Origin of the sequence: Pseudalkalibacillus decolorationis (assembly GCF_024609785.1) — a bacterium.
GTDB lineage: Bacteria > Bacillota > Bacilli > Bacillales > Fictibacillaceae > Pseudalkalibacillus > Pseudalkalibacillus decolorationis.
Window position 1 is genome coordinate 139,593 of sequence record NZ_JANHJQ010000004.1, and the last position, 26,101, is coordinate 165,693.

Annotated in this window: 16 protein-coding genes and 1 pseudogene; 2 read left to right on the top strand and 15 right to left on the bottom strand. The window is 40.5% G+C overall.

What is annotated here, in order from left to right; all coding sequences use genetic code 11:
- Window positions 1-52: 52 nt before the first annotated feature.
- From NON16_RS05490 to NON16_RS05525, 8 genes and pseudogenes are all read right to left on the bottom strand, one after another.
- Complete coding sequence (locus NON16_RS05490) at window positions 53-952, bottom strand: RNA polymerase sigma-70 factor (protein WP_257347677.1); 900 nt, start codon at window positions 950-952, stop codon at window positions 53-55.
- An 11-nt stretch (window positions 953-963) separates the two neighbouring features.
- Window positions 964-1,341: pseudogene (locus tag NON16_RS05495) on the bottom strand (dehydrogenase); the annotation flags it as partial.
- A 51-nt stretch (window positions 1,342-1,392) separates the two neighbouring features.
- Window positions 1,393-2,157 carry a DUF4931 domain-containing protein gene (locus NON16_RS05500; RefSeq protein ID WP_257347593.1) on the bottom strand — a complete coding sequence of 255 codons (765 nt, stop codon included), beginning with the start codon at window positions 2,155-2,157 and terminating at the stop codon, window positions 1,393-1,395.
- A gap of 41 nt (window positions 2,158-2,198) precedes the next feature.
- Window positions 2,199-4,034, bottom strand: coding sequence for an ABC transporter ATP-binding protein (locus NON16_RS05505; protein WP_372508752.1), 1,836 nt, complete (start codon window positions 4,032-4,034; stop codon window positions 2,199-2,201).
- Complete coding sequence (locus NON16_RS05510) at window positions 4,035-5,753, bottom strand: ABC transporter ATP-binding protein (RefSeq protein WP_257347594.1); 1,719 nt, start codon at window positions 5,751-5,753, stop codon at window positions 4,035-4,037. It lies immediately after the preceding gene.
- Window positions 5,754-5,858: 105 nt separating this feature from the next.
- The gene (locus tag NON16_RS05515; protein WP_257347595.1) at window positions 5,859-6,893 is read right to left on the bottom strand and encodes an ABC transporter substrate-binding protein; all 1,035 of its coding nucleotides are present in this window, start codon (window positions 6,891-6,893) and stop codon (window positions 5,859-5,861) included.
- An 84-nt stretch (window positions 6,894-6,977) separates the two neighbouring features.
- Entirely contained in the window at window positions 6,978-7,481 is a 504-nt protein-coding gene (locus tag NON16_RS05520; protein WP_257347596.1) for an ABC transporter substrate-binding protein, read from the bottom strand.
- Between the two features lie 199 nt (window positions 7,482-7,680).
- Window positions 7,681-10,965 carry a DEAD/DEAH box helicase gene (locus NON16_RS05525; protein ID WP_257347597.1) on the bottom strand — a complete coding sequence of 1,095 codons (3,285 nt, stop codon included), beginning with the start codon at window positions 10,963-10,965 and terminating at the stop codon, window positions 7,681-7,683.
- A gap of 259 nt (window positions 10,966-11,224) precedes the next feature.
- Here NON16_RS05525 and NON16_RS05530 point away from each other — a divergent pair, with 259 nt between their 5' ends.
- Window positions 11,225-11,584 carry a Lin0512 family protein gene (locus NON16_RS05530; RefSeq protein WP_257347598.1) on the top strand — a complete coding sequence of 120 codons (360 nt, stop codon included), beginning with the start codon at window positions 11,225-11,227 and terminating at the stop codon, window positions 11,582-11,584.
- Between the two features lie 357 nt (window positions 11,585-11,941).
- Here NON16_RS05530 and NON16_RS05535 read toward each other — a convergent pair whose 3' ends face one another.
- The 4 genes from NON16_RS05535 to NON16_RS05550 all read right to left on the bottom strand — a co-directional run bounded on the left by NON16_RS05535 (window position 11,942) and on the right by NON16_RS05550 (window position 16,786).
- Entirely contained in the window at window positions 11,942-13,846 is a 1,905-nt protein-coding gene (locus NON16_RS05535; protein ID WP_257347599.1) for an ABC transporter permease, read from the bottom strand.
- Entirely contained in the window at window positions 13,821-14,585 is a 765-nt protein-coding gene (locus NON16_RS05540; RefSeq protein ID WP_308216589.1) for an ABC transporter ATP-binding protein, read from the bottom strand. The genes NON16_RS05535 and NON16_RS05540 overlap by 26 nt, the downstream gene beginning before the upstream one ends.
- A gap of 504 nt (window positions 14,586-15,089) precedes the next feature.
- A complete protein-coding gene (locus NON16_RS05545) occupies window positions 15,090-16,082 on the bottom strand; it encodes a sensor histidine kinase (RefSeq protein ID WP_257347601.1) in 993 nt (330 codons plus the stop codon).
- Entirely contained in the window at window positions 16,079-16,786 is a 708-nt protein-coding gene (locus NON16_RS05550; RefSeq protein WP_257347602.1) for a response regulator transcription factor, read from the bottom strand. The genes NON16_RS05545 and NON16_RS05550 overlap by 4 nt, the downstream gene beginning before the upstream one ends.
- A 550-nt stretch (window positions 16,787-17,336) precedes the next feature.
- Between NON16_RS05550 and NON16_RS05555 the strand changes: the two genes are divergently transcribed.
- The gene (locus tag NON16_RS05555; RefSeq protein WP_257347603.1) at window positions 17,337-17,519 is read left to right on the top strand and encodes a hypothetical protein; all 183 of its coding nucleotides are present in this window, start codon (window positions 17,337-17,339) and stop codon (window positions 17,517-17,519) included.
- Window positions 17,520-18,040: 521 nt separating this feature from the next.
- Here the strand turns inward: NON16_RS05555 and essA are convergent.
- From essA to essC, 3 genes are read right to left on the bottom strand one after another with little or no spacing between them, the layout of a single operon-like run.
- Complete coding sequence (gene essA, locus NON16_RS05560) at window positions 18,041-18,535, bottom strand: type VII secretion protein EssA (RefSeq protein ID WP_257347604.1); 495 nt, start codon at window positions 18,533-18,535, stop codon at window positions 18,041-18,043.
- Entirely contained in the window at window positions 18,522-21,503 is a 2,982-nt protein-coding gene (gene esaA / locus NON16_RS05565) for a type VII secretion protein EsaA (RefSeq protein ID WP_257347605.1), read from the bottom strand. Before esaA ends, essA begins: the two co-directional genes overlap by 14 nt.
- Window positions 21,500-25,966, bottom strand: coding sequence for a type VII secretion protein EssC (gene essC, locus NON16_RS05570; protein WP_257347606.1), 4,467 nt, complete (start codon window positions 25,964-25,966; stop codon window positions 21,500-21,502). The genes esaA and essC overlap by 4 nt, the downstream gene beginning before the upstream one ends.
- Window positions 25,967-26,101 lie beyond the last annotated feature (135 nt).

Consider the following 26,101-nt stretch of genomic DNA (forward strand, 5'->3'; position numbering starts at 1 on the left):
ACGTGTAAAAAAACTTGGGGCTAACTCCTATTTTTGAGTTAGCCCCGTATTTTCAGTTATTGCCTTGTTTCATTCCCTTGGATCTGTCTTCGTTTAAACGGCTGAGTTTATCAGGATTTGCAACCATATAAACGGATTTTATTTTTCTATCCTTAAACTCAAACGAAACGACGTAGGCGACGTCTCCATCAATTGTAACAACAATTCCCGGTCCGCCGTTCACTCTTTTAAAATTAAAAGCAGCGTTCTCTGGTAATTTATTTATTACACCCTTGAACAGTTGTGTAATTCGATCTGCGGTGTAAATCGGCTTAATAGCAGCTTTAACTTTCCCACCACCATCTGCAAAGAAGATCGCATCTTTTTTTAGCATTTGCAGCATTTCAGAAATCTCACCGTTCTGAAGCGCAGCCATGAACTTTTCCACATAAACAGACATTTGTTTATAATTCTGCGGGTAAGAATCAGGTTCATGTACGAGGCTTTTCTTCGCTCGGTGAAAGATTTGCCGACAGTTTGTGCTGCTTTTATCCACCATGGAGGCAATTTCATCATAATCGTATTGAAAGACTTCCCTTAAAAGGAACACTGCTCTTTCGACTTCAGACAATTGCTGCAACAACATTAAATAGGCAGTGGATACAGATTCCTTCATAAAGTAAGAACTAGCTGGATCAGCGAGGTAATCTTCAACTACCGGTTCGGGAAGCCAAGTTCCCACATATGTTTCTCTTTTATGGGAGGCAGACCTTAATTGGTCAATACAGCAATTGGTCGTAATTTTACACAAATAGGATTTTACGTTCGTAATTGACTGGGGATTTTCCAGCTTTTCAAAGGTAACGAATGTTTCTTGAACAATATCCTCCGCATCCATAACACTGCCCAACATTCGGTAGGCTAGAGAAAAAAGCAAGGGTTTATACGATTGATAAAGTTGCTCCATTTCCACATTCGGTTGCTTCATACTAACACCCGATCCCTTTTTAAAATGTGTAGCGCTGCCCGTTTCGCGCTAGCTACAGCAGCATCTACCAGTAATTCCTCGTCTCCTGTCCAATCTCCTGCTATATATAAACCCTTTATTTCAAGAACAGCAGGGCCAGGCCTTTCGGTTCTACCGGTATGAGGAAAATTATGCACCACCGTCATTTTAGGTAAAAACTGTTGCTCAACCACTTCTTTACGCCAACCTGGGTGAAGTAAATCCATTGTATGTTCTAATTGTCGTTTATCAGATTGAGAGTCAATTGAGCTTTCGTTCAGGTCATGATATTTTAACAGGGAAACAACGGATGTTCCGTCGTTACTTAATTTCGCTGCCCTAGATTGATTTGTAAAAGGGGTTCATTTGTGACACGACTATTTTTCTTTTTTTCTAACATTACATGTTTAAAAAGATATGTTCTTGTGAATATCCTCAATCAAATCTTGCGGGTTACTAAACACTTGGCGCAAACCGTATCCGACATATAACGGTGTTGTCGCATAGCGAGGCACAATCTTTATAAATATCTTACCAAGCCAATGGTAGAAAAAGAGATTATAGCTAGAGCAGCCACGGCCATTGAAATAATTTAAAACATAATGCAAAACGTTTTGAATATATTTGGAAGCCTGTTCAATATCATTGAGATTAGTAAGAATAATATTGAACTCCGTAAACCCAATCATCGGTTTCGTTGAAAGGTTTAGTTGAACCCCATTTGAAGAGTGAATTTCATTACCGATAAAATAATCTTCTTTTAAGTTGTCTCGGTAATCCGTGTTGTTCAAGCCTACAATTTGCATATGCGGGTGACGTACGGATCCACCTGAGAGGGGGCCGTGGTTTTTAAAGAAAAGAACAGATTGAAACCTGCTGTCTTGTTCCATCTCCATCCATTTCTCAGTACCGAATCGAATCAATTTATAAAGATGCTCTAAGGGATACTCTGATAACTCCGATTCACACTCATCCGTTTCGATTAATACCGTCTGGAAGGCATCCTGTAAAACGGGATATTTGTTTTTCACTAGGATGATAGAGTCGCGGGAATCCAATATTTCTGATAGTCCCTCCGTTTCACAAAACGGGCAGGCACGCTTCTGATGAATGTTGTTTGGCTTTTGGCTTGCTATTGCTTTATTAAAATGAAGAATCGTCTCCGTTTTCATTAAATCACCTTTTTACATTAGAATAACACATATACAGTGCATCACATCGAAACCTTATTCTCACTTTGCTGAGTGTGAACGAGGTCGGCATAAAACCCGTCCTGCTTGACCAGTTCCTTGTGCGTACCCTTTTCAATGATCTCTCCACTCTTCAATACAAGAATCAAGTCCGCGTTTCGAATCGTGTTTAACCGGTGGGCGATGACAAAGCTTGTTCTCCCCTTCATCAATGTTTCCAGTCCGTCTGCTATCTTCATTTCGGTTACCGTATCAATACTGCTCGTTGCCTCATCAAGAATTAACAATGCAGGATCTGCAAGCATGGCACGTGCAATCGATAACAGCTGCCTCTGCCCATAACTGATTCCTTTTCCATCAGAATCAAGTACCGTATCATATCCTTTAGGCAGCTTTCTAATAAAGTCATGTGCATTCGCTGATCTAGCTGCACGTTCTACATCAAAATCTGTCGCATCCAACCGTCCATAACGAATGTTTTCCCGTATTGTCGTCTGAAAGAGAATTGAATCCTGGAGTACAACCCCCATCTGACTTCGAAGGCTTTCCCTTGTAATCGTCTTAATGTCCGTTCCATCAATAAAAACTGTCCCATGATCGGTTTCGTAAAAGCGCGACAACAAAGAAATGATCGTCGTCTTCCCTGCTCCTGTAGGACCAACGAGTGCCACAGTTTCACCCGATTTTACATGAAAATTGAGACCCTTTAAAGTAGACTGATCATCATCGTAGGAAAAATCAACATCCTGAAAGCGAATATCACCATTGATGTTTTTGATACCTGCCGCGCCATTCTCATCTGCCTCTTCTTCCGCCTCATCGATAATTTGAAACACACGCTCTGCCCCAGCCACTGCTGATAAGATCATATTATATTGGTTGGCTAAGTCGTTCAACGGACGTGTGAATTGTCGTGAATAGGTTGTAAATGTCACAATAACGCCTAGCGAAATCATCCCATTCAATGCTAACATTCCGCCTGCGCCAACGATGATCGCAAAGCTAGCATTGTTAAGCATATTCATCAGCTTGGGAATGAAACCCGAATAGGTCTGCGCCCAATAACCTGATGTTCGTAATGCTTCATTTTTTTCAGCAAATTCATTGATAACCCGCTTTTCCTGTGAGTACATCGTAATGATCTGCTGGCCTGAGAACATCTCTTCGACATAACCGTTCATCTCTCCAAGGTTCCTTTGTTGTTCTTTAAAATAACGTCCGGTCCGTTTCGTAATCCATTTCATACCAATATACATTACTGGCACAATCGTCAAAGTTAAAAGCGTTAACAACGAACTTAACCAAATCATAGCAGCAATTGTCCCTGTTATCGTCAATACACTTGTTGTAAATTGGATAACAGCCGAGTTCAGCGTCTTGCTTACATTTTCGATATCATTCGTTAATCGGCTCATTAACTCCCCATGTTGTCGTTTCTGAAAGAATAACAATGGCAACCGTTGCAAATGGGAAAATAGATGGTTACGTAACCTATACACCGTATTCTGAGCAATTCCGATCATCCAGTAATTCTGCATCCATGTTGTGATGGAATAGAGCACATATACGATCAATAGAACAATCACCATCTGTAAAAGTGTCGTCGTTTCAGGCTCTGAAATTACGTTATCAACAGCAAACCCAAGCAAAAGTGGACCGAGCAACGATAAAATTGAACTTACAACCACCACACTGATAACGAGCTTGAATAACCGTTTCTCCCCGCTCATATAGCTCCAAATCCGAAATAGTGTCGACTTCATATTTGTTACCTTTGGCGGTTTTGTTCCGATTCCTTGATGACGTCGATGTGACTGCTGTGACAAACGTCTTTCCCTTTCATTCTTAGACGACGCCATCTATATCACTTCCTCTTGAAGTTGAGATTGATAAACACTTTGATAATAGACATTCGTTTTTAACAAGGTCTCGTGATCCCCGTTTCCAATAATCTTCCCTTGGTTTAAAAGCAAAATTTGATCAGCCTCTTGAATCGAACTGATTTTTTGAGCGACAATCAATACCGTACATTGCATCTCCTTTAACGTCTGAAGGAGTTTCATTTCGGTATGGGCATCGAGAGCACTCGTACTATCATCCAATAATAGGATTTTCGGGTCACGAACGAGAGCCCTTGCCAACGATAAGCGCTGCTTCTGACCGCCGGAAAAAGTGACTCCTTTTTGGCCGATCTGAGCATCATAGCTACCAGGCAGACTCATTATAAAATCATGAATTTGTGCCTTTTTTGCAGCCTGAATGATATCCTCCATTGTAGCGTGATCCTTCCCCCAGCCGATGTTGCCTTTTATTGTACCGGAGAATAAATGAGCCTCTTGTGGAACTAAACTGATCTGTTTACGTATGTGTTCGACATTAAGTTTGTGAATATCTACTCCATCGAGTAAAACCCGACCAGTCGTAATGTCGAGGAGCCTTGGAATTAGCTGCAGGAGAGACGTCTTTCCTGACCCTGTTTCGCCTAAAATTCCGATTGTCTCACCCACGTGAGCAGTAAATGATAGATCTTTTAACGCTGGCCCATCACTCGGCGAAAACTCAAAAGAGACGTTTTCAAAAGAAATACCGCCTTTGAGCGATGGACATTCTGACCCACCCAATTCATCAAGGCCCTCAGTCTCCTCGTCAAGCACCTTCCTAATTCGTCCAGCTGATGCATTTCCTCTAGAGAAATTCATGATCAGAAATGTAAACACAGAGAATGTAAACATCATACGGGTAGCGTAGTTGATAATTGCAACAAGCTCCCCCGCTTGAGCACTTTTCATATTCAGCTTAGTCGCACCAATCCATAAAATAATAAGGATCACGATATTCATCCCGAGCATCACAATCGGCATCGCAAGCTCCGTAATCCAGAGTGCCTTTTTATTATCGTTCATTAACGAACCATTCACATCTTCAAAACGGTTTTCTTCATAAACACCTCGGTTAAAGCCCTTTATCAAGCGAATCCCCGCCAAATTTTCACGAATGACGGTATTGACCCGATCCAATTTATTCTGGACACGGCGAAACAGCTTAACTCCTTTTTTCAAAATCCAAAAAAGAAACAATAGCAAAGAAGGTACAGATATCACGAGAATTGTAGCTAGACCTGGATGTATGAAAAACGCCATCACCATTCCAAAAAGAATAAAAAGCGGTGCGCGTAAAGCAATCCGCATCATCATAAACAACAGGTTTTGAATCTGAATCACGTCATTCGTAATTCTAGTGATTAGGCCTGGAGTTGAAAACGAACCGAAGTTTTTACGGGTAAACTGCTGAACCTTCTGGAAGATATCCCGTCGTATGTCATGGCCGACACCTTGACTCGCCTGTGCCGCATAAAACGAGCTGCTAATACCAGCCGCAAACGCAATAAATGAGAGCCCAAGGAGGATCCCGCCCCATAATCCTACGACGCTCATATCCCCTTTCATAATGCCCTCATCAATAATCTTAGCCATAAATAGTGGTTGAACTAGCTCAACGACTAGTTCTATCCCCATTAGAAACACAGCAATCCAAACCGCTTTTTTATATGTAGACGTGTATGATAAAATCTTCCGCATGAAGTGCCTCCGATAATTTCTGAAAGTTCCTATAATTATACAGGAATTGCTCCTAAAGGTACAAAAGAGCGACTTAAAAAACAGCCGCTCTTTCCAATCACCAATTTAAGACCTACGTCGAGACCAATGGCTTTCAGTAACCTCGGTTTCCGCTAGTTCAAAGGTTGTTCGGTATGGACGAAATTGCACTTGATTGTTAACCGCATAAAGATCGTGAGGACTGCAAAGGAACAAGCCCAACGCCTCTTCATAAGAATAACGGTCAATCTCACGCGCAGCCTCTAACAGCATGTTCAGATCTGTCTGTTGAGCCATTTTTTTAAATAAGGAATTAAACTCTGGTATCTCAGGACCCATTCTTAAAGCACCATCTGATCCAAAGAATTCCCGATGGAAAAATGCAGGAGTACCTTCATAGAACAATGCTGTTGCATCTGCAAGCAGAATATCCCAGCTTGGAACCAATTTCTTTTCTGCAACCATTCGCTTTGCTTCTACCTCTTCACTTGGTGGTATGACGATAACCTCAACTTGAATTCCAAGTGCATTATTGATCTGGGATCCGATTAACTCAGCTGCTTGCTCGTATTTCGATAGTGTTGCCAATCTTAAAGATCTTCCGTCAGGCCAGCCAGCTTCTTTAAGAAGCTTTCGTGCACGATTTGGCTCATAATTTCTTGCTTTGAGTCCTTCTGGAAAATCAAATGCCCATGGCGGTGTTAATGCGGGAACTTTCTCTGCATATCCTTTAAAACCCTTTTCAATGATTGCCTGACGGTCAATAGCGAGATTAAATGCTAGCCTGAGATTGCGATCTTCAAAATTGATATCTGTTCGGTACCGATTAAATGCCCCTGCAACGATTCGATTACTTTTCACTTTAATGAGCTTAGCGTATTGTGAATTCAGTACTTTATTTGCGTCCTCAGGTGCAACATGTGTTACGAGATCCACTTGACCTTCAGTCGTTGTACAAAGATCCAGAGCCTGTGTAGGAGTTAGGTCATTACGAAACACAACTTTACTTAGTCTTGGCCCTCTTTCTGGATTCCGGTAACGGGTATTCGCATTAAGAATGACATAAGGCGTGCGCTCCTCCTTGGTTGTTATCCAGGTGGCTGCGAACGGGTTGGTTTTCATGACTGCCTCGACATTTTGAATCGAAGAAAATCCATCTGAAAGGATAAACGGTCCAGTACCCCACGGGCCCGGAGCATCGAGTACTCACCAGTGGCCTTCCGCTGACCCCAGCTTCGCATAACCAAAACCAATCGTTTGCCAGAAAAGCTTGTTCGCTAAATGGTGTGCACGCATTTTTGCTGGTGCTAGGCCATCCGGTTTTGGAAAATGAAATCGTACGGTATAATTATCCAGTATTTCAAGCGTCGTTTCTTTTGAAAGATTAAGCCACGTCCCGGGTGGATGCGGTGCGATCCAGCGCTGGAGCTGATGAAAGTTCAAACGGACATATCCTGAATAGAAATGCTCGTTGTTTTGATATACGACTTCTTTATGCAACTTAAGCTCGAAAATGGTATCCGTAACCCAGCGGTAGCTTTGAGCTAATGATGGGATAATCTTGCCTTTATGATCAGCCCTTACTGCTTCCTCCATCGTGTTAAATAAAATATAGAGCCAGTTGAGCGGAGACGGATCGAAAACATGTATGGTGCCGACAGGGCTTTTTCGGTTTCCATCCATTTGGTCGTGAGTTATAGGTTTTTTCATTTTTACGCCCCTTCCCCAATTTTTACATATATACTCACACCCGACCATTGTTATCCCAGCATTCAACTGAATTTGCTTTTTCAGCTGGTTAATCATAAGTTTGACTGATTTATTCTTTGTTTGGATGATAAACAAATAGTTTGGACGATATATAGGGGACTGACCTAATTATTTTTGTCAGTCCCCTTCTCTTTAAAAGCTAGATATCTAGTATTTCACGAATGTCATCTTCACTTAATCGTGCGAGCATCGATTCGCCTGGCTGAATGACTTTCTCGATAAGCTCCTTCTTTTTCTGTTGCAGCTGATAAATTTTCTCCTCAATCGTTCCTTTAGTAATCATTCGCATCACTTGAACGACTTGCTTTTGGCCAATTCGATGAGCTCTGCCTGCTGCTTGCTCTTCAATTGCAGGGTTCCACCACAAATCATAGAGAACGACCGTATCAGCACCAGTCAAATTTAAACCCGTGCCCCCGGCCTTTAATGAAATTAGAAAGATATTATGCTCGCCGTCGTTGAAGCGCTCGGTCATTTGGACCCGCTCTTTGGAAGGCGTCTGGCCATCCAGATAGAAATAACCCAGACCTAAGTCATCAAGCTCTTTCCGAATCAGTTCAAGTATACTTGTAAACTGCGAAAAAATCAGCAGACGTTTTTTATTTTCCATTGCGTTCATGATAAGTTCCTTAAGCTGATCAAGTTTCCCCGAGTTACCTTCGAAGTTTTCAAGAAACAGAGATGGGTGGCAGCATAATTGTCTGAGCCTTGTTAGCGCTGCTAAAATCTGCATTCGACTATTGTTAAAGCCTTCTTGCTGAAGGGTCGCCTTTGTTTCGGATTGAATTCGATCTAAATAGCCGACATAGAGTTCCTTTTGCTTGTGGGTAAGCTCAGAATAGTGAACCGATTCGATCTTATCAGGTAATTCCTTTAAGACATCCTTTTTCAAACGCCTTAAAAGGAAAGGTCGAACCATTCTCGCAACCTTTTCCTGTGGCAACCCTCTAAAGGTCTTTTGGTTTGGGAAGAAGCCCGGTAGTATCGCATCAAAAATCGACCACAGCTCATCAAGAGAGTTCTCAATCGGTGTTCCGCTTAATGCGAATTTCTTGCCAGCTTGAATCTGTTTGACCGCTTTGGCTGACTTCGTTGCATGGTTTTTGATGGCCTGAGCCTCATCAAGAATCATCGAATCAAACGATATTTTTTTATATAAATTCAGATCTTGACGCAGTGATGGATAGGATGTGATATATACGTCAGCCTGTCCGTCTTTAATAATATTTGTACGTTCATTCGGTGTCCCATAAACGACTTCAACCTTCATTTCAGGGGCAAACTTTTCAAATTCTGTATTCCAGTTATACACTAAGGATGCCGGCGCAACGATTAGAGAAGGTTTTCGCGCTTCCCCTTCTCGTTCTTTTTGTTCTGAAAGCAGGTAGGCGATGCTTTGCAATGTTTTCCCGAGTCCCATATCATCGGCGAGAATTCCACCCATACGGTAATGAGCGAGACTTTTTAGCCATTGAAAACCAACCTGCTGGTAATCTCTCAAAGTTGCATTTAACGAGTTAGGTATGGTGAAGTCGATCAATTCAGGATTCTTAATGTCCTGAATCAAGCGTTGAAACTTTCGACTGACTTTAGCTGCCGTGTCCTGGTGGCCCCCACTGTTTAGCATTTCATCAATCTGGAAACCCCTGTACAATGGAACCTGCATTTTCCCATCATTAAGCTCGGATTGGGACGTATTTAATTCTGTTATTAGGTTATCGATCGTCTGAATGGATTCGCCTTCTAATGAAACAAATGCGCCATCAGGTAACCGGTAATACTTTTTCTTTTCGACGAGTGATTGTAAGATAGCCTGAACCTCATTTGGATCAATTCCGTCCATATTAAAGGAAATTTCCAATAGGTCTCCACCTGATTCAATATCAATCGAGGCCGACGGTGTTTGGTTCTCTTCGAGTATCATTGACTTTATAGCACCAGTCATATAAATGCCTGCGTATTCCTCAAGCCTTGGTATCGCATGATAGAGGAACTCATAAAGCTCTTCTTCTCCTTCAATATAGAAGTTTTGACCGTTATATTTTAAAGCTGTATGCTCAAGAATGTTCATAATAATCTGTTCTTTTTCAACGTCCCGGATCAGGATAAACTCGGTCTGGTTTGACCCTTCTTGATGGAATGGTCCTATGACAATCTCTCCATAATGGTATTCAAGCTTAGCGATCAAGTCCTCTTCATTCAAATCAAGATAAAGTTTAGCCTTAAGTGGGTGTTGGATTAACTGATCCGAAATGTTCTCTGCAATGTTAATGTTTGCAACCTTCTTTAAGCCGGGTATAACGTGCGACAGAAACGGTTCAATTTGCTCCTGATGGATGGATATGGAGCTTTTATTCACCGTGTCTTGTATATCTAGGAAATCGGATAATAACTCCAACTGAGCAGGTTTTAGTTTGTAAAAAACCCCATTCTGAAAGAGGTAATGATAGTTGTCAAATAATGAGGCATTCTTCAAATCTTTTAAATCCAGTTCAAAAACACTCGCTGTCTTTTTTTCGAAATTAAAAGAGAAAGGCAGTGTACCCGCATCTTGAACTTCAATTGTTGGATAGATCTTATCGAGGGCCTCCATCGTAACCTTTCGTTCTTGTACCAATTGAAGAAATCGCTCGGCCATGAACGGTGGAATAGTAAGATATCGCTCATTTCTGCTAGGTTGCCTCCAATGGGAAAACTGCTGCTGATCACGTAGAAACCCTTCATTTTCAAACGCATAGTACAAAAGTTTAATAATCTCCATATCTTCATCAATGAAGTGGTGCTCCGTCGGATCATAAGAGAATTTTTTTGTAAACTCATGTGAATCTTCATTTATAATTCTTTCGAGAAAGTCACCAATGCTCCGAACAACATACGTCCGATTAACGCCGACCTTCATTTCTACAGCAAGATAATTCCCATAACCAATGTATCGTTTCGAAGTAGCTTTACAATGAAACTCTACCGTCAAAGGTTGTTTTTTGTTAGATACCGGCTTCGCAATAGTTGTCGGTTGATGACGCGTCGAAAAGGATTGGATAAGCCGATTGGTTACATGGTAATCGCGCGTATTAGTGAATGTGTCTCCCTTATTTTGTGTTCTTCTCTCTGCGTATGCTTGATTTGCCGTTTTTTCACCGATTTCAAGCAAAACTGCAACGCAATGTTTACATGCTCCATAAGTCTCATAGGCCGGACAATCACAATATGTAAGTATATTCGCCCCATCCCTAATTTCTATAGAAACGTCGTACCAGTCACTTCCTTCAACGATAGCCGTCCATTCATTGGTAGATGGATGAAACTCAAGATCAGAAACGAGTCCCTCAAAATAATAATCATTGCCACGATTATAAACGGCATCCGATGGGGACCAATTATAAATATCTTCATTTGTAAGGATATAAGGTTCTTTTGTTTTCATATAAACCGCCTTTATTCATATCATTCTTGATTTAGGATGATTTTAACATCGCATTTAATAGATAGATTTTATTGATAGTTTAACACATTAATCCCTGTTTCTTGATCGCTTTTTGTTAAATTCACCCTTACATTTAATGGATATCTTTTTTAACCATTTACAATGTTTATTTCGAGCTTGGAACGGGTAAAACTTGCACGAGGAAGGGATTATCATTAAGAATAGTAGAGAGTAATATTAGATAAAAGGAGTGTTTCACATGGAACAATTGGTATTTATCCAGACAGGAATGGGCATTGACGTCCATGGTCAGAACGTTACAAAAGCTGCTATACGTGCGATTGAGAACGCCATTTACACAAATTCAATGCCGGGCATTAGAAACAGCTTACCCGAACAATCATTAGACAATATGAAGGTAAATGTAAAGCTCGCAATCCCACGTGATAAGGAAACTTTAGACGAAGAAGCAATTAAGAAAATCATTCCATATGGCACAGTCACTGTTGAAGTGATCGATGGTGGAATGGCAACAACAAGTGGTATTTTTCTTGAAGACAAGCACGACAAAAACGATTTGATGTACATGGTTAACGCATCGATCGAAGTTGGCTATTAAAATAAAGAAAACTTGGCGCTCGCCTCCGTTGCGCTTATCTATAGAAAGTATTTTTATACTTTCGTGAGAAAAAGCAGACGTACTTGGTTAGCCTCCGAACGTCACCGGAAATCTATTGAGAAGGCTGACTTAAACCCGGATGAAATATCCCGATTCCGGATAGAAAAACTTAAATCTGGACGAAATATCCTAATACCGGATGGAAAAACTAAAATCTGGATGAAATATCCTGATCCCGGATGAAAAAACTTAAATCTGGATGAAATACCCTGATTCCAGATGAAAAAAGTTAAAATTTCTTGACTCTTAAAAGGAAAAAAACAGGCTAAAGCTGCCTGCTTTTTTCCTTTTATAAAATTAACCGATTGCTGCTTTGATGTTCTTAATATAGGTTGTGCGGATGATCAGGAAATAGACGAACTGTAGTAAAAAGAAGCTACCAAGTACAAACGCCGATTCTTTTAAAAGCGAGTAATGGAACATATTGTGCAACGCGGTTAGTGCAACTGCACCATGGACCAATGCAACACCAATCGGCACGAAAAACAGCAACGAGATTTGCTTAGTAATGACACTAGACAACTCTTTATCCGTTAACCCAAGTTTCCTTATTGCTGCATACTTCCGTTTATCATCCTCCAAATCCGTATAAAGACGGAAATAAAGGAAGCTACCAGATGCTACGAAAAAAACTGCCCCGATAAATAGCCCAACAAACAAGATAGCTCCATAGCCTTGAGTGATTTCTTTCATTTGAAAGGCCAAAGAATAAAATTGATACTCGCCGCCAGGATTTCGTTGTGGCAGCTGAGTAGTAAGTTCTGTACCTACCTCTTCTGTGGCTTTCCAATCTTCTGCATCGTATGCATAAAACTGCTCGGTATATTCAACAGACTTTAATTGATTAAACATTTGATTGGATACAACATAATAGCTTGAGAAGGATGGGAATGCACTAGACGTAGTCACTTTCTTGATATCCAGCACTTTTTCGTTTCCATTCAATTTCAGAGTTTCCTTCTCTTTATCCAAAGATTGATTCCCGCCTACTGTATTCGCATACCGGACCTCGACGGTTTGATCACCACTGACGTCCACCTGTTTATTTCCCGCTGCTGCACTAATCGTATTAAACTCCGATTCACTGACAACCATAACCGGATGCTCCTCATTTGGAATCGAGACATACTTCATCGTCGCATCGTAGCGTGTATACTTTATTTCGTCTTCCTTCAAGGATTTGTTGATTTCTTCCAAATGCTTTTTCTCTGTTTCTTTCGTATTACCTTTGTAAGAGACATATTCAAATGCAAATGGATTTTCTTTAATAACACTATCAGTAAACATCGCTTTAAACCCAACGAGAGATCCAATCGCAGAGAACGAAACTGTTGAGACAATCGCTACCATAAAGAAGGTACGTGCATTATCTTTCATGCGATACGCTAAATCCGATAACAATAATACATTCGTTTTGCGTAAAAAGAACGTTCGATTCCGTTTCATCGAACGAATCAAAAAGACACTAAGCTGTGTAAACAAGAAATACGTTCCAATGATCACAATAATTGTAACTGGGATCATTGCCATGCTTACTTGTACACCCTTAACCATTAACGCCGCAACATAACCACCGATCAATAAGACAGCTGCTAACAAAGATAATAAGATTGATGCTTTCGGTTCTGTTTTCGGTTTCGTGCTTCCCTTAATGAGGTCGATCAATTTGTTTCCCCTTAAAACGACAACTGTAAAGAAAGAAATGGCAATGAACAAGACAAGAAAAGCTCCGAAAGTTAAGAGAATCGCCTCAACTGGAAAATAAAATGGCATTGTTTGACCTAGTTGTAGCGCATTTTCAGCAATTAATAGAATTAACTTTGACAGAGCAATTCCGAGAACAATACCAGCAATCGTCGCAAAAAGCCCGATTAACACATTTTCAAGAAAAACCATCGTTCTAAGCTGCCGGTTTGTCATACCGTGCATGACGAGTAAGCCAAATTCCTTTTTTCGTGACTTTAAAAACGAACTCATGGAATACAGTACAAAGAAAAATGAAAACACATAAATAATTCCTTCAGCAAAATGAAATCCTTGAGCGGTATGTCCACCCATAGCTAAGCTAGTAAGCTGTGGGTGGAACGCAAACATCGCATAGACAAAGAACACCATAACCGAGAAGGCACTGCTCAGGAAATAGGCGGCATACGTCCGTTTGTTTCTTAACACGTTGTTAAACGCGAATTGACGAAAGGTCATGAGCGTTCCCTCCTAAGATCGACAGCACATCAATGATTTTTTGGAAAAATGATTGTCTGTTGTCACCGCGGTGAATTTCATTGTAAAACTTCCCATCTTTAATGAACACCACACGTGTGCAATAGCTTGCTGCCACGGCATCATGAGTAACAAGCATCATTGTCGTATCGTCCTCTCGATTAATCGCCTCGAGAGTTTCCATGACATCACGTGAAGATTTTGAGTCTAGGTTACCCGTTGGCTCATCCGCAAGCAGGAGTTGCGGTGTATGAATGATCGCACGGGCAATCGCTGCACGCTGGGCCTGTCCCCCAGAGATCTCATAGATTCTCTTTTTTAGAATGGAGTCAATACCAAGTTTCTTTGCCACCTTCACGACTTTTTGGTCCATTTCTTTTACCTTTACGCCATCAAGTGTGAGCGGTAGTACAATATTTTCCTCGACCGTGAGTGTGTTCAACAGGTTAAAGTCTTGAAAAACAAAACCGAGCTCCCTTCTCCTAAACAAGGCCAGATCATTTTTCTTCAATTGATGTGGATTCTTCCCGTTGATCAAAACCTCTCCAGTAGTAGGAGTATCAATGGTAGAAACAAGATTCAACATCGTTGTTTTCCCACTTCCAGACGGTCCCATGATTCCTACAAATTCCCCTTTTTCTACTGTAAGATTTATATCGGATAATGCACGGTACGCCATTTTGTCACCATACACTTTACTTAATTGATTTACTTTAAGCATCTCCATGTTCTCTTTTCTCCTTTCGTAATTAAAATCTTCTAGTGTGTGTTCAAAAAGGAGGATAAAAAGAGCCGAGAAGTTCGAGGCGCGAAAAGTCTCGAGGACCGGAACGTATGCTATTAATACGTGAGGACCGAAGAGACTGAGCAACGAAGAAATTCGACAGCTATTTTTACCGGACTTTTTGAACAACCTCTTCTACGATACTTAGTTTAGGGGATTTTGTGAATTGGACCTATCGATTCATCTTTCATTTATCTTACATCGTTGTAAGGTTTCTTTGACATTTAGAAAAGCGTAAGCGCCCTGAACAGGTGCGATAAAGAAAACTTGGTAAGCGCCAAGCTTTGTGAAGGCGGTTGCCTTAGTTGCACTTATGCTTGGGAGTGCAAGCGCTGGAGATTTCTGGGCAAGAACGCGTTTTTTAGCGTTATGCCAGAAATTGAAGCGACCTCGAGCACCTGGGCGCTGGAGCTAGACATAACATCTATGCAAAAAAATTTTCTATACGTTCCTAACGTAAGAAGAAAATTTTAATCGAACCGTTGTCCCAACACCGACTTCCGACTCCAATTCGATCAGGTGACCGAGATGTTCACATACCTCTTTAACGAGATATAAACCCATCCCGGTCGATTCACGAAATTTCCTTCCATTTTCACCAGTATAAAAAGGCTCAAACACTCTACGCAGGTCAGCAGCTGGAATGCCTACACCAAGATCCTGGACTTCAAGAATTACTTCTTTATCCTTTACTCCAGACGAGACCGTTATCTTTTTGTTCGATCCTTCAGAGTATTTGATTGCATTAATAACGATCTGTGAAAGTACAAACGTAAGCCACTTTGCATCTGTTTCAACATTTAACCCCTCTTCCACCTTGACTTCAGGATAGACAAAACTACGGATAAAAAGCCGTTTGTTTTCATGGATAACTTTATCAACGATTGATAGGAGCGACACTTGTTCGACTTGAAAATCATGCTCAAACGCACCAAGACGTGCCGCGTAAAGTACCGTTTCAAGTCCCTTATGCACCCGGTCTACTTCTTCACGGATGCTTGTAAAACGAGGGTCATCCTCATCTTGAACAATTAATTCGATAACAGATAAAGGTGTTTTCATTTGATGGACCCACTGATTCATGAACGTCATATGCTCATTTCGGTTCCGTTCCCATGCCTTTAACTGTTCCTGGTAGTGACGATACTGCCCCTGTAGCAGCTCATCCAACGCCTCTGAAAGCGGTGAATAACCTGTCTTCTTAATCGATTCATCCAGCGTATCGAGAGGTTTAGTAAGTCTTCGGTAAAACGATTTATGGCTGACGTATCTGTAAATCAGGTAGACTGATAAAATACATAATCCGATAAAAACCGAATATAGGGCGGTCAATAAATTTTCATACCCATCTAACCAGTAAATCAACACAATAAGAGTGAGTTGAAAGATTTGTAAAAGGATAAGGAGAAAGTGCTCTTTGAAGAATAACTTCATTGGCTTGTATCAACTCCCCAAGTCATTTGAAGACGATACCCTGCCCCTCTAACCGTCTCAACAGCATTTTCAATTCCAAGTTCGTGAAGCTTTTTCCGAACCCGTGTGATGTTGACGTTCAATGTATTTTCATCCACGTAGGAAATGTCATCCCAAAGCCTTTCCAATAGGGCCTCACGACTTACTACTCTTGGTGATCGTTGTAAAAACGTTTCGAGAAGCTCCGTTTCCTTTTTCGTAAGTGGTACGATCTGATCTTTGAAGGTTAATTCCATACGTTCTGGATAAAGCTTCAAGCCTTTCAACTCAACCGTTCGCTCCACTTTATCCGGTGCATATTCCCCATACGCACGACGAAGGTGGCTGCGAATTTTGGCCATGACAATTTCATAGTGGAACGGCTTTGTGATGTAATCATCTGCCCCGTTTTCAAGTGCCATAACTTGATCCATCTCGCCAGATCTTGCTGAAATAAATAAAACCGGACATGTGGAAATATTACGGATTTGCCTGCACCAGTAATACCCGTCAAAACTTGGTAAGTTCACATCGAGTAAGACTAAGTCAGGATTTTCATGATGAAAATCCTCCAAAACGTGATCAAAATTCTCTACGATAACCACCTCGTAGTTATATTTAATAATATGCGAGCGCAGGAGTTCACATATTTTCGGATCGTCCTCTACTATCATGATTTTATGCAATGGAACCTCTCCTTTCCCAATCCTATTACTTCCATTATGCCAAAATGGGGAGTTGAATGTAAGAATCGGCTATTATCTGTTATAAACCTTCTTTTGCATTCAGCTTTACCTAAGATATTAATTTTTAACACAGCAGAAGAATCCACCTTAATGGAAATATTTAAATCCTATTTGATTGTTTTAAAAACTAACACTAATCTCAAAAAGGTCGGCATCTATGTCGGCCTTTTGTCTTTTCACCAAAATTTTTAACGATAAAAACTGAAACAAAAACGGTTCTCAATCGTAATAAATATAAAGTGAATGAGGTGAGTTTAATGAGTTTTGCCGTTTGAGCTGCGATATTTATATCCATATTTGGTGGAGTTTTTGCAGGGTACTCCATTAAAAGGAAAAGTAACCGTTTTGGATCAGGAGTGAGTCGCTGATGAAAAAGTTTTTAAAGAATATTTCCGGCATAATTGTAGGTATTGCCATTTATCAAGTATTGAAGCACTTTCTATTTTAGTGTACATAGAAGACTTAAAATGCATGTCCAGGAGTGAAAACTGTGAAAAGAAATTATACTGTAGCGTTCTTAATGTTATTCGTTTCATCCATAGCAGGTGGGCTAGCATTAAAGGATATCCTAGATTATTCGATGATGTTTGGTGTTAGCCTTGCTGTTGTTTCCCTGTTATGTGCAGCTTTTTTTGCAGGAAAACAATCACAAAAGGAAGACTCCAAGAATTAAATTCCAGGAACAAAGAATCGCAGGAAAAAAACTGTGGTTCTTACATCTTCCCAGATTTAGAAACTATATATTGTCTTATTATCCTGGTGTCCTGAACCTTTTGGTTGAATTATTATCAGTACGGATGAATTCCAGGTTTTTCGGAGGAATTATTTTCGATACGGACGAATTCAAGTTTTCGGGATGAATTATTCTCAATACGGACGAATTACTCCCAGTTCGGATGAATTCCAAGTTTTCCGGATGGATTCTTTTGAGAACAGCTATAAATCTGCATGTTTCTCATTAAGTATAATTTTCTTACACTCTTGAAGAAGAGCCATTACTACTTTTAACGCTAAATAGGCCCCAGACAGGCTTCTAATATGTACAAATCGCCACACTGAAGGCCATTTTGAATCAATAGAGAAATGTATAGTTCTCTAAAAATAAAAAAAGGCTCTACACCTCAACTACTGGTATATAGCCCCGATTTTATGCAATTAAATTAATATACCTGTTCTTCTTATAAAAAGGGAAGTCTATGAAAAGCTGCTTTTTTTCCCAGAAGATTTGTTCCACACTACTAGAATAAGTACTAGAAGCAGCAAACAAACCCCTACTAATACACTTATTAAAATAGACAGAGAGGAGAAGGAAGAAGAATCTATTTCCTCTTCCTGATCACCTAATTTAAGAGAATCCTTTGAAGCAAACAACTTCAGCCGATCCGCTTTTGCTTTAATTGTATTTTTATCATCAGAATTATTCGCAAATAGCTTGTGCTCAATTCCCTCATTTTGAAACGTTTTAATGCCTTCAAACGTGAGGTCCTTTTGTTCCTCAGGGATGTTAGAGCTTTCGTTCGATAATGAGTCGCCATGAAGCAAGTCTTCGTTTTTCTTAAACTCGTTTTCTTTATATTCATTTGGAACGAGATCGTCAATCTCCGTATTCGCGTATACTGTTCTAGATTGTAACGAGCAAGCCAGGACTATAGCAACGAATACAATAATGCTTAGATTACATCGCTTCATTTGCTTCCGTTCCTTTATCTACCGGAAGAGCTTTCCGCTTACCTACGACCAACTGAACGATTGCTAGCGCGATCAAAATTACAGCAAGAACCAATACCGCATTTGTGAATAACGATTCCGTTCCATATTGAATGGACATATACACCTCAGACATTGGATCGCTAAAGTTGAAATTCGGCGTCGTTAAAGCTAACAACGGTGTAACGAAGAAGGCTATCAACCCGACCGAAATGAACCAACCCAATAACTGATGAATTGAAAATGCAACACGTACAAGTGCCGATCCTGCAAGTAGTAGAAGAATCGTAAAGACAGTCCATTCTAACGAACCTTGCTCACCTAACGGATATATTTTTAATCCGAATAAGCTAATCACAAACCCGACTATCAGGTTTAGTAATAAGAAAATCACACCTTGCATCCAATACGGCGCTTTTTGGAAGTAATAGCTTGTGTACCCAATCATTAAACTGCTTAAAAGGATGATAAACAGCACAACTACTGGAGGTACATTCGCACTCTCTTCCTCTGTTGGTACGGATCCACTGATTTTTAACGGATTCGATAGGAAATTATATACATAGCCATTGGACTGGCCATCTACAAACGTATTTCCAAGAACGCCGAACACATCATCACGAATCAATTCAGTCGAAGCTACGTTATTCGACCATTTGTCGTTAAGCGTGTTCGCATCTTGTTGAACCTGTGCCACTTTACCTTGAAGGTCAGTTGTATAATTTACAATCGTACCTTGGTTTTCACTGATCGAGTCCATCCACGTATGAATGGAGGCAAGCTGTTCACCAATTTGATCCTGACCAGAAAGCATACTCGGCCCATCCGCACCACCTGTCGTTTGCGGTGGAGGTGACGCCAGCATTTGCTGTGGTTGCTGGATTTGGTTTAGCACAGTTTCCGCTTCCTTTTGGACGGAAGTTAGATTATTCATTAACTGCCCGTGCTGTTCAACGATGGTTTCCTCATACTCAGCAATAAACGCTGTAAAAGAATCTTCAAGTGCAGTTAAAGCGTCATAAGTAGTAGGTAAACCTTTACCAAGATCATCCCACTTCTTAGCCTCATCTTCTGTTTCTAAAAGCTTTCTTAAGGCTTCTGCCTTTTCTTGCATTTTTTCATCTTGAAGAACTGTTTCTTTCACTCCGTTGGCAACTGCTTTACGGTTAAGAGTCCCCTCATACTTACTCAAATAATCATAATACTCTACAATATCCAAAATTTCTTGGCTATTAATTTCCTTAGCAAAATAATCATCTAAAGCATCTTTTCTACTGTCAGATAAAACTGCAGATTCTAATATTGATTGTTCTTTGTTCTCAGTTACGGTAATTAGTTCATCAACTTTTGCTTGATATTTATTTCTACTTTCAATAAGCTTACCGTTTAAAACATCAAGCCTTTGAACCTCTCCCTCGAGATAAGTAATTCTTTCATTTGCTTTATTTAATTTGCTCTCTTGAGTCTCTAATTCTTCTTTCAAACGATTTACATCGTCCTGAAGGGGATTTTCTTTGCTCTCTTCTTTCTCTAAATCAGTCTCTACTCCCAGGATTCTATCATTTAATCGGGCTAGATTTTTCTCCACTTGTTTAATCGCATTTGGATCACGTTCCGGAGCATCCGACAAAGTTATGAGACGTTGTTGAATTGTAGTCAACTTTTCAGAGATTGAAATTAATTCTTCTCTCTCTTCCTTCAAATCTATATAAGGCTCATTTGTTGAATCTCCCGGTGCAGGTTCATTTTTAGTACTAGATGCTGTGCCTCCACTATTTTTATTCACTGTACCTTTTGAACTCAAATTACTGTCACCTTCAACAGGATCTGGCGGAGGATTATCGCTTCCTTCGGTTATATTACCATTTTCTCTAATAATATCTGTTTGAAGTTCATTTAACACCATAGAATCTGTTAATTGTTGGTAATAATCTATCATATCCTCTTGGAATGTATAGAAACTGTCTGATTGACCTTGCAATTGTGCTTTTCTACTATCATCTATTTCTTCCAATTGATCAAATAGATTATTATGGCTACCCATTTGAGTATTAATGTCATTAAGATTCTGAGCATAAAGGTTACCTGCATCTACAAAATTCTGCTTCAGTGCCAAGTAGCGTGGCTGTTGTGCTTCTGTAGCAGTATTTATATTCTTAATCGATTGGCTCTGTATTTCGGCAAGGAGCTGTTGTTGGTTTTCTTGGTACTTTCGGTATTGCTTCACATATTCGACGAAATTCGTTAAATTTTGATCAAATGCTTCCATTGAACTCTTTTGAGCGGGTACTCTTTTGTCTTGCTGTTGAATGGATGCTTGAAGGCTCTCAAGCATCGCTTGCTGTTGCTCGAGTTGTCCAGCTAAGTTTTTCGAGCTCGGCTTGTAAAAAGAGAGCATCGTTTGTTGGAACGCCACTTCTTTTTCAAGAATTTCATCAAACTCTTCTCGGATATTTTCCATGTCTGCAGACACGTAATTCCAATAAAGAGATGAAATCTTTGAATTTACACGGTCACTCGCTTGCTCAATTTCAAGTAATACTTTTTGCTTGTTTACTGCATTAAGCTGACTCTGAACTTTATATTGAAAGTTCGTTTTGACTGGGCGTTGCTCATCATAGGACATAATTTTGTCTGAGAAATCAGATGGAATATAAACAATTGCATCATATTTCAAATCGCGAAGGCCATTTTCTCCGGCACTTCGGCTTACAACGGCCCAGTTAAAATCGGAGTTATCTTTAAGGATGGACGTAACATCCTCCCCGAACTGAACGTCCTCATCGCCTTCTTCTGTTCCGGTATCCTCATTCACAATTGCAATAGATTGTGTTGCATTTTCCTTCACCTTCATCGGATTTTCACCGACTGATTGGAAGAATACAAGAGGCGTAGTCAGTATCATAAGAACCGCTAAAACGAGTTTAAACAGACTTGCCTTTTCTGTCATGCGTGAACCTTCCTTTCTGTCACCATAAGCGGGATTTGAACCTTCCGCTCTTTTCCATTTTCCACATAATAGCCATAACCCGGTTGGATTTCCGGTTCGCGGCGGTCATAGGTTAGCGTGAATAGGGTTTGTTCTGACTTTTTCATTAACACGATTGCTTGACGAATTTGCTTAATTTCGACGGTTAACGAGTCATAGCCTTTCGTTAATTCATTGTTGTTTCCGGATACAATGACGTTAAATCCAAGGTGACTGTAGTTCTTCATGCAACGTACAATTCGTTCCTGTAATGGGTTATCGATGCTTTGAATGAACCTTGAGTAGCCATCAATAACGAGAAGAACCGGGCTGAATGGTGGATGAGATGTACCCTCCTGAATGTTTTGGTGGTACTCTTCCCCTCTTGCCTCGAATATTTCTTCCACACGCTCTAGCCATTTTGCCACGTGATCCTTCGTTTCCATGTATACGACGTTATCTTCACCCATTAAACCAGACAACCCTCGGTCAATTGAATCAAAGACAGCAATGTGATCGGTTTCTTGGAGTAATGCCGTGTTTACCAGTACTTTCAGGACATTTGTTTTACCTTTTTGTGCTTGTCCTAATACAAGACAATGTTTATTTTTCAATAAATTCACATAAGTTGGTTTAACCATTTCCTCATCCAATCCAACCGGTAGTAAGCCTTCCTTCTTGTCCCGTTCTGTAAATTGGGTAAAGTTGACCATCGTCAGCTCTGTCGGAAGCATCGGAACAGGATCTGGAATCTCCATGCCTTTGTACTTCTCCTTCAGCATTGCGATTTCTTCTTTAATTGCCGTCAATTGCTCATAGTTATCCTTACCTTCAGTTGGTAAAAAAACTTGAGAAAAGTGTGCAGCATCCTTCTTGACGATAGCTCTACCTGGGATTGATTCAGGCACAAACGGAAGTCTGCCAAGTAAGGTATACGCTTCTGAATTATCTAATAAGTAATGAACGATTTTCGTTTTCAAGTTGTTCATTAACGATTGACGAATAGAATTGATTCGTGTTGCTGTAAAAATCATATAAATTCCAAGTGATTGACCATCACGCGCAAATTGATTCATTTGCATTTCCAAATCTTGCATTTCTTCTTTTACTAAATCAAAATTATCAATGGTGACAAACAATAGAGGTAGTTTGTTTTCACTTAACGTGTTGTACATTTTAATCGAGCTGACCTCTTGCCGTTGGAACAATTGCTTTCTGCGAGCTAATTCATCCTTCAAGATCCCAATGAACTTTTCAATTTTTCGTTCCTGATCAATTAAGAAGTAGTCAGCTGTGTGTGGAAGTTGCTTAAGCGGCAACAATCCTCCATTTCCGAAATCGAGTAAGTAATAATGAATTTCCTCGGGACTAAACCGCGATGCCATTCCCATTAATAAGGTCATTACAGTCTGCGTTTTCCCATACCCTGCTGAACCGAAAATACCGATGTTTCCATCCTCTATCATTCTGTACTCGTATGTCGTTTGGCTTTGTTTCTCTGGCTCATCAATCATAGCGAACAGAATATCGTTTTCATCTTTGCTTGAGTACCTGTGTCGATAAAGACGACTCTCCAAAGGTGGCAGCCAAGGGCTTGATAACCTCTTTAGCTGCATTTCGTTCTGGAGTTCCTCGATTTTATCTACAACGACCTCAATTTCACTCATCACATCTTTCTGTGTGCTATCACGTGAAGACACTTCAGACAATGGAATTAGTCCAAGGTCTGTTACTAACGCAACCTCATCCTCCAGATTGGACGATTCTTCTTGATACGGTGCACCACTCCAGGCAGATTGAAATAGATCGTATACTTCGTTGTTCCCGACCTGCAAATACCCTCGACCGGTTACCGTAATCGATGCGGCATCCCCGTTTTTCAAAATCTCCCGGCTATCCTCCGTATTTTGCACTTTTAAGGCAACACGAAATCGTGCGTTACTCCATATTTGATCGTCAATGACTCCACCCGGTTTCTGTGTTGCAAGTATGAGGTGGACTCCAAGACTTCGTCCAATACGAGCTGCACTGACAAGTTCGCGTATGAATTCAGGTTCCTCGCTTTTCAATTCCGCAAATTCATCAGATATGAGGAATAGATGTGGAAGCGGCTCCTCTGTTTCCCCTTTTTTGTACAGCTTCGTATAATCATTAATGTGATTCACTTCATAACGATCAAATAACCGTTGGCGTCGTTTCAATTCACTTTTTATAGAAGCCAATGCTCTTGTACTGAAGTTCTTACTACCCTCAATATTTGTGATTGTACCTAATAGGTGTGGCATATCTTTAAACGGTTGTGCCATTCCCCCGCCCTTATAGTCAATTAATAGGAAAGCAACCTCATGCGGATGGAAATGAACAGCAAGTGACAGGATATACGTTTGTAAAAATTCACTCTTCCCTGATCCGGTCGTTCCAGCCAATAAACCGTGTGGACCATGTGCTTTTTCATGAAGATTTAATTCAACGAGATCTTCTTTTCCCTTTAATCCAACGGGAACGGCTAAAGACTTTGCAGATTCCTTCGTTAACCAATTTTCTTTGATTGGAACCTGGTTAATATCTGTCGAATTCAACATTCCAAGGAAAGAGACGCTATTTGGAATCGAGTTCGTCATCCCGATTTGGTGATCCAACGTACGAAGCATACGAGCAAAGTCCTCATTGCCCTTATAAGCGTGTATATCTAAGTCGAACGGAATTCTGACAGCCTTTTTCTTTTGAATCAGAATGTCTCCTTGACGATCATTGATATAACGTACAAGGGTATGAATATTATCCGATAGGCTTTCCTTCGTTTCTGCTGCAAAAATAACAGAAATTCCGAGCTGTCTATGCTCACCTTCTAAATACTCTAAAATGACGTGATCCGAGATAAGCTGTTGATTTGTGACGATAAAAATGTAATGAGGAGCAAAACGAAGCTTTTCCTTCTCTTCCTCTAAATCACGCTCGCGGATCATTTCATAAATCGACGAAAGTAGCTGATCGCGTGTTTTCTCATTATAAATAAACCCTTTCGCAAAGGATTGGGGTAGCTGAAAGTGCGGGAGCCACTTCATCCATTCCCAGTCTTTATATTCATCCTCATTGAAAATAAAGACGAAGCGCACATCATGGTAGCTGTGGAAAAAGGATAGCTGGCCAACCATTTGATGGAGCTCTTTTTTCAAAACCGATTCCTTCCCGACTAATCCGATCGCACCGTCGAAAAGGTTGGCTGTTACAGGTAGATTCTCGATGTTTCGATAGATTGCCTCTAACTTTTGGGACTCTTCCATTAATTCATCCATTTCCCGATTGGACATATCCGAGGAATTAACAGAAATGCTATAGCTGGAAGGTACAGTACCAATCCCTAAACGAAATTGTAGGAAGTCGGGGCTTTCTAGTGTTCGTTCCCAAAGTCGGTCCGAGACCTGATCCGTTAAGTACTTCATTCGTTCGAAGGAAGGAAAATGAAACGTTAACACTTCTTTTTGCTTCGCAGCCAATTCCTGAAGCTCTTGGCGCTTATTCACTAAGTACTGGGAGTATATTCGCTTTCTTCTTGCCTTCGATCTCTTTTGATTACCTTTATCTTTAAAATATTGGACCGTTGACGTAACAAGAGTCGTGGTAAACATAACGAGAGAAATGATGATGAAAATTCCTCTTGGGATGACGATTGCTACAATTCCCATAACGAGAAGCATCATTAGTGGAGGAAGTACAATCATCCACAAGCTTCTCTTATTGTCCTCAGATTCTTGGCTTGGAAAAGATAGCTGAACCTTTTCATCCGGAAGCTCATAAACCATTCTTGGTGTCCGGCGATAAACCGGATACTTCTTCTGCATCTCCGTTTGGGGCTTGATCGTCTCTGTAAGCTGTGTCTCATAATCAATTACACTATCGATTTGAATTAAATCAGCTTCTAATAGATTGATAGACATATTTAACCATAGGAGGTTGTCCCCTACCTGGAGCGTCTCTTTTTGAGTAATTAATTGTCCATTCTTGTAGACATGTGCCGAACCATCTGCTTCTAGCTCCCAGCCGACTCCTGTTTTATATAAAGTAAAAGAACTCTTTTGACTGTTCTGTTCAGCCTTACCTTTAATATCTGCACCAGTATCCTCCGAAGAAAACGTAACCTCTTGTTTATGTCCGATATAAAAGGCTTTCTTCTCCGATTCATACGTTGTTAGAAAGAAGGATAGCCGTTCTTCACCGTATTGAATTTCTTTTGAGGTATGAAGCTGTAAAGCAACGTCCTCCCCATTAGGTATTTCTAACGCATAGGAGCCACTTTTTCCTTTAACGCGGATAGGTTCCGTTTCTTGGGAAGAAGTTCTGATCGTTACTGAATGTTGCAGATCCGGGCCAATGGTTGTCTCATGTTTAGAATTCAACAAAACCTCTTGATATATCTGTCCGTGACAAACCCTTAGTGCGTACATGATGTCACCACCTGTTCTCTATGTGAATTTCACTATCAGTGCGTGTTCAAAAAGGAGGATGAAAAGAGCCGAGAAGTTCGAGGCGCGAAAAGTCTTGAGGACCGGAACGTATGCTATTAATACGTGAGGACCGCC

Bases quoted from the DNA above. Each gene is read 5' to 3' on its own strand.
- esaA (WP_257347605.1), bottom strand. From the start codon at position 21,503: ATGACAGAAAAGGCAAGTCTGTTTAAACTCGTTTTAGCGGTTCTTATG.
- NON16_RS05525 (WP_257347597.1), bottom strand. From the start codon at position 10,965: ATGAAAACAAAAGAACCTTATATCCTTACAAATGAAGATATTTATAAT.
- essA (WP_257347604.1), bottom strand. From the start codon at position 18,535: ATGAAGCGATGTAATCTAAGCATTATTGTATTCGTTGCTATAGTCCTG.
- NON16_RS05520 (WP_257347596.1), bottom strand. From the start codon at position 7,481: ATGAAAAAACCTATAACTCACGACCAAATGGATGGAAACCGAAAAAGC.
- NON16_RS05505 (WP_372508752.1), bottom strand. From the start codon at position 4,034: ATGGCGTCGTCTAAGAATGAAAGGGAAAGACGTTTGTCACAGCAGTCA.
- NON16_RS05500 (WP_257347593.1), bottom strand. From the start codon at position 2,157: ATGAAAACGGAGACGATTCTTCATTTTAATAAAGCAATAGCAAGCCAA.
- NON16_RS05515 (WP_257347595.1), bottom strand. From the start codon at position 6,893: ATGAAAACCAACCCGTTCGCAGCCACCTGGATAACAACCAAGGAGGAG.
- NON16_RS05530 (WP_257347598.1), top strand. From the start codon at position 11,225: ATGGAACAATTGGTATTTATCCAGACAGGAATGGGCATTGACGTCCAT.
- NON16_RS05545 (WP_257347601.1), bottom strand. From the start codon at position 16,082: ATGAAGTTATTCTTCAAAGAGCACTTTCTCCTTATCCTTTTACAAATC.
- essC (WP_257347606.1), bottom strand. From the start codon at position 25,966: ATGTACGCACTAAGGGTTTGTCACGGACAGATATATCAAGAGGTTTTG.
- NON16_RS05535 (WP_257347599.1), bottom strand. From the start codon at position 13,846: ATGACCTTTCGTCAATTCGCGTTTAACAACGTGTTAAGAAACAAACGG.
- NON16_RS05510 (WP_257347594.1), bottom strand. From the start codon at position 5,753: ATGCGGAAGATTTTATCATACACGTCTACATATAAAAAAGCGGTTTGG.
- NON16_RS05540 (WP_308216589.1), bottom strand. From the start codon at position 14,585: ATGCTTAAAGTAAATCAATTAAGTAAAGTGTATGGTGACAAAATGGCG.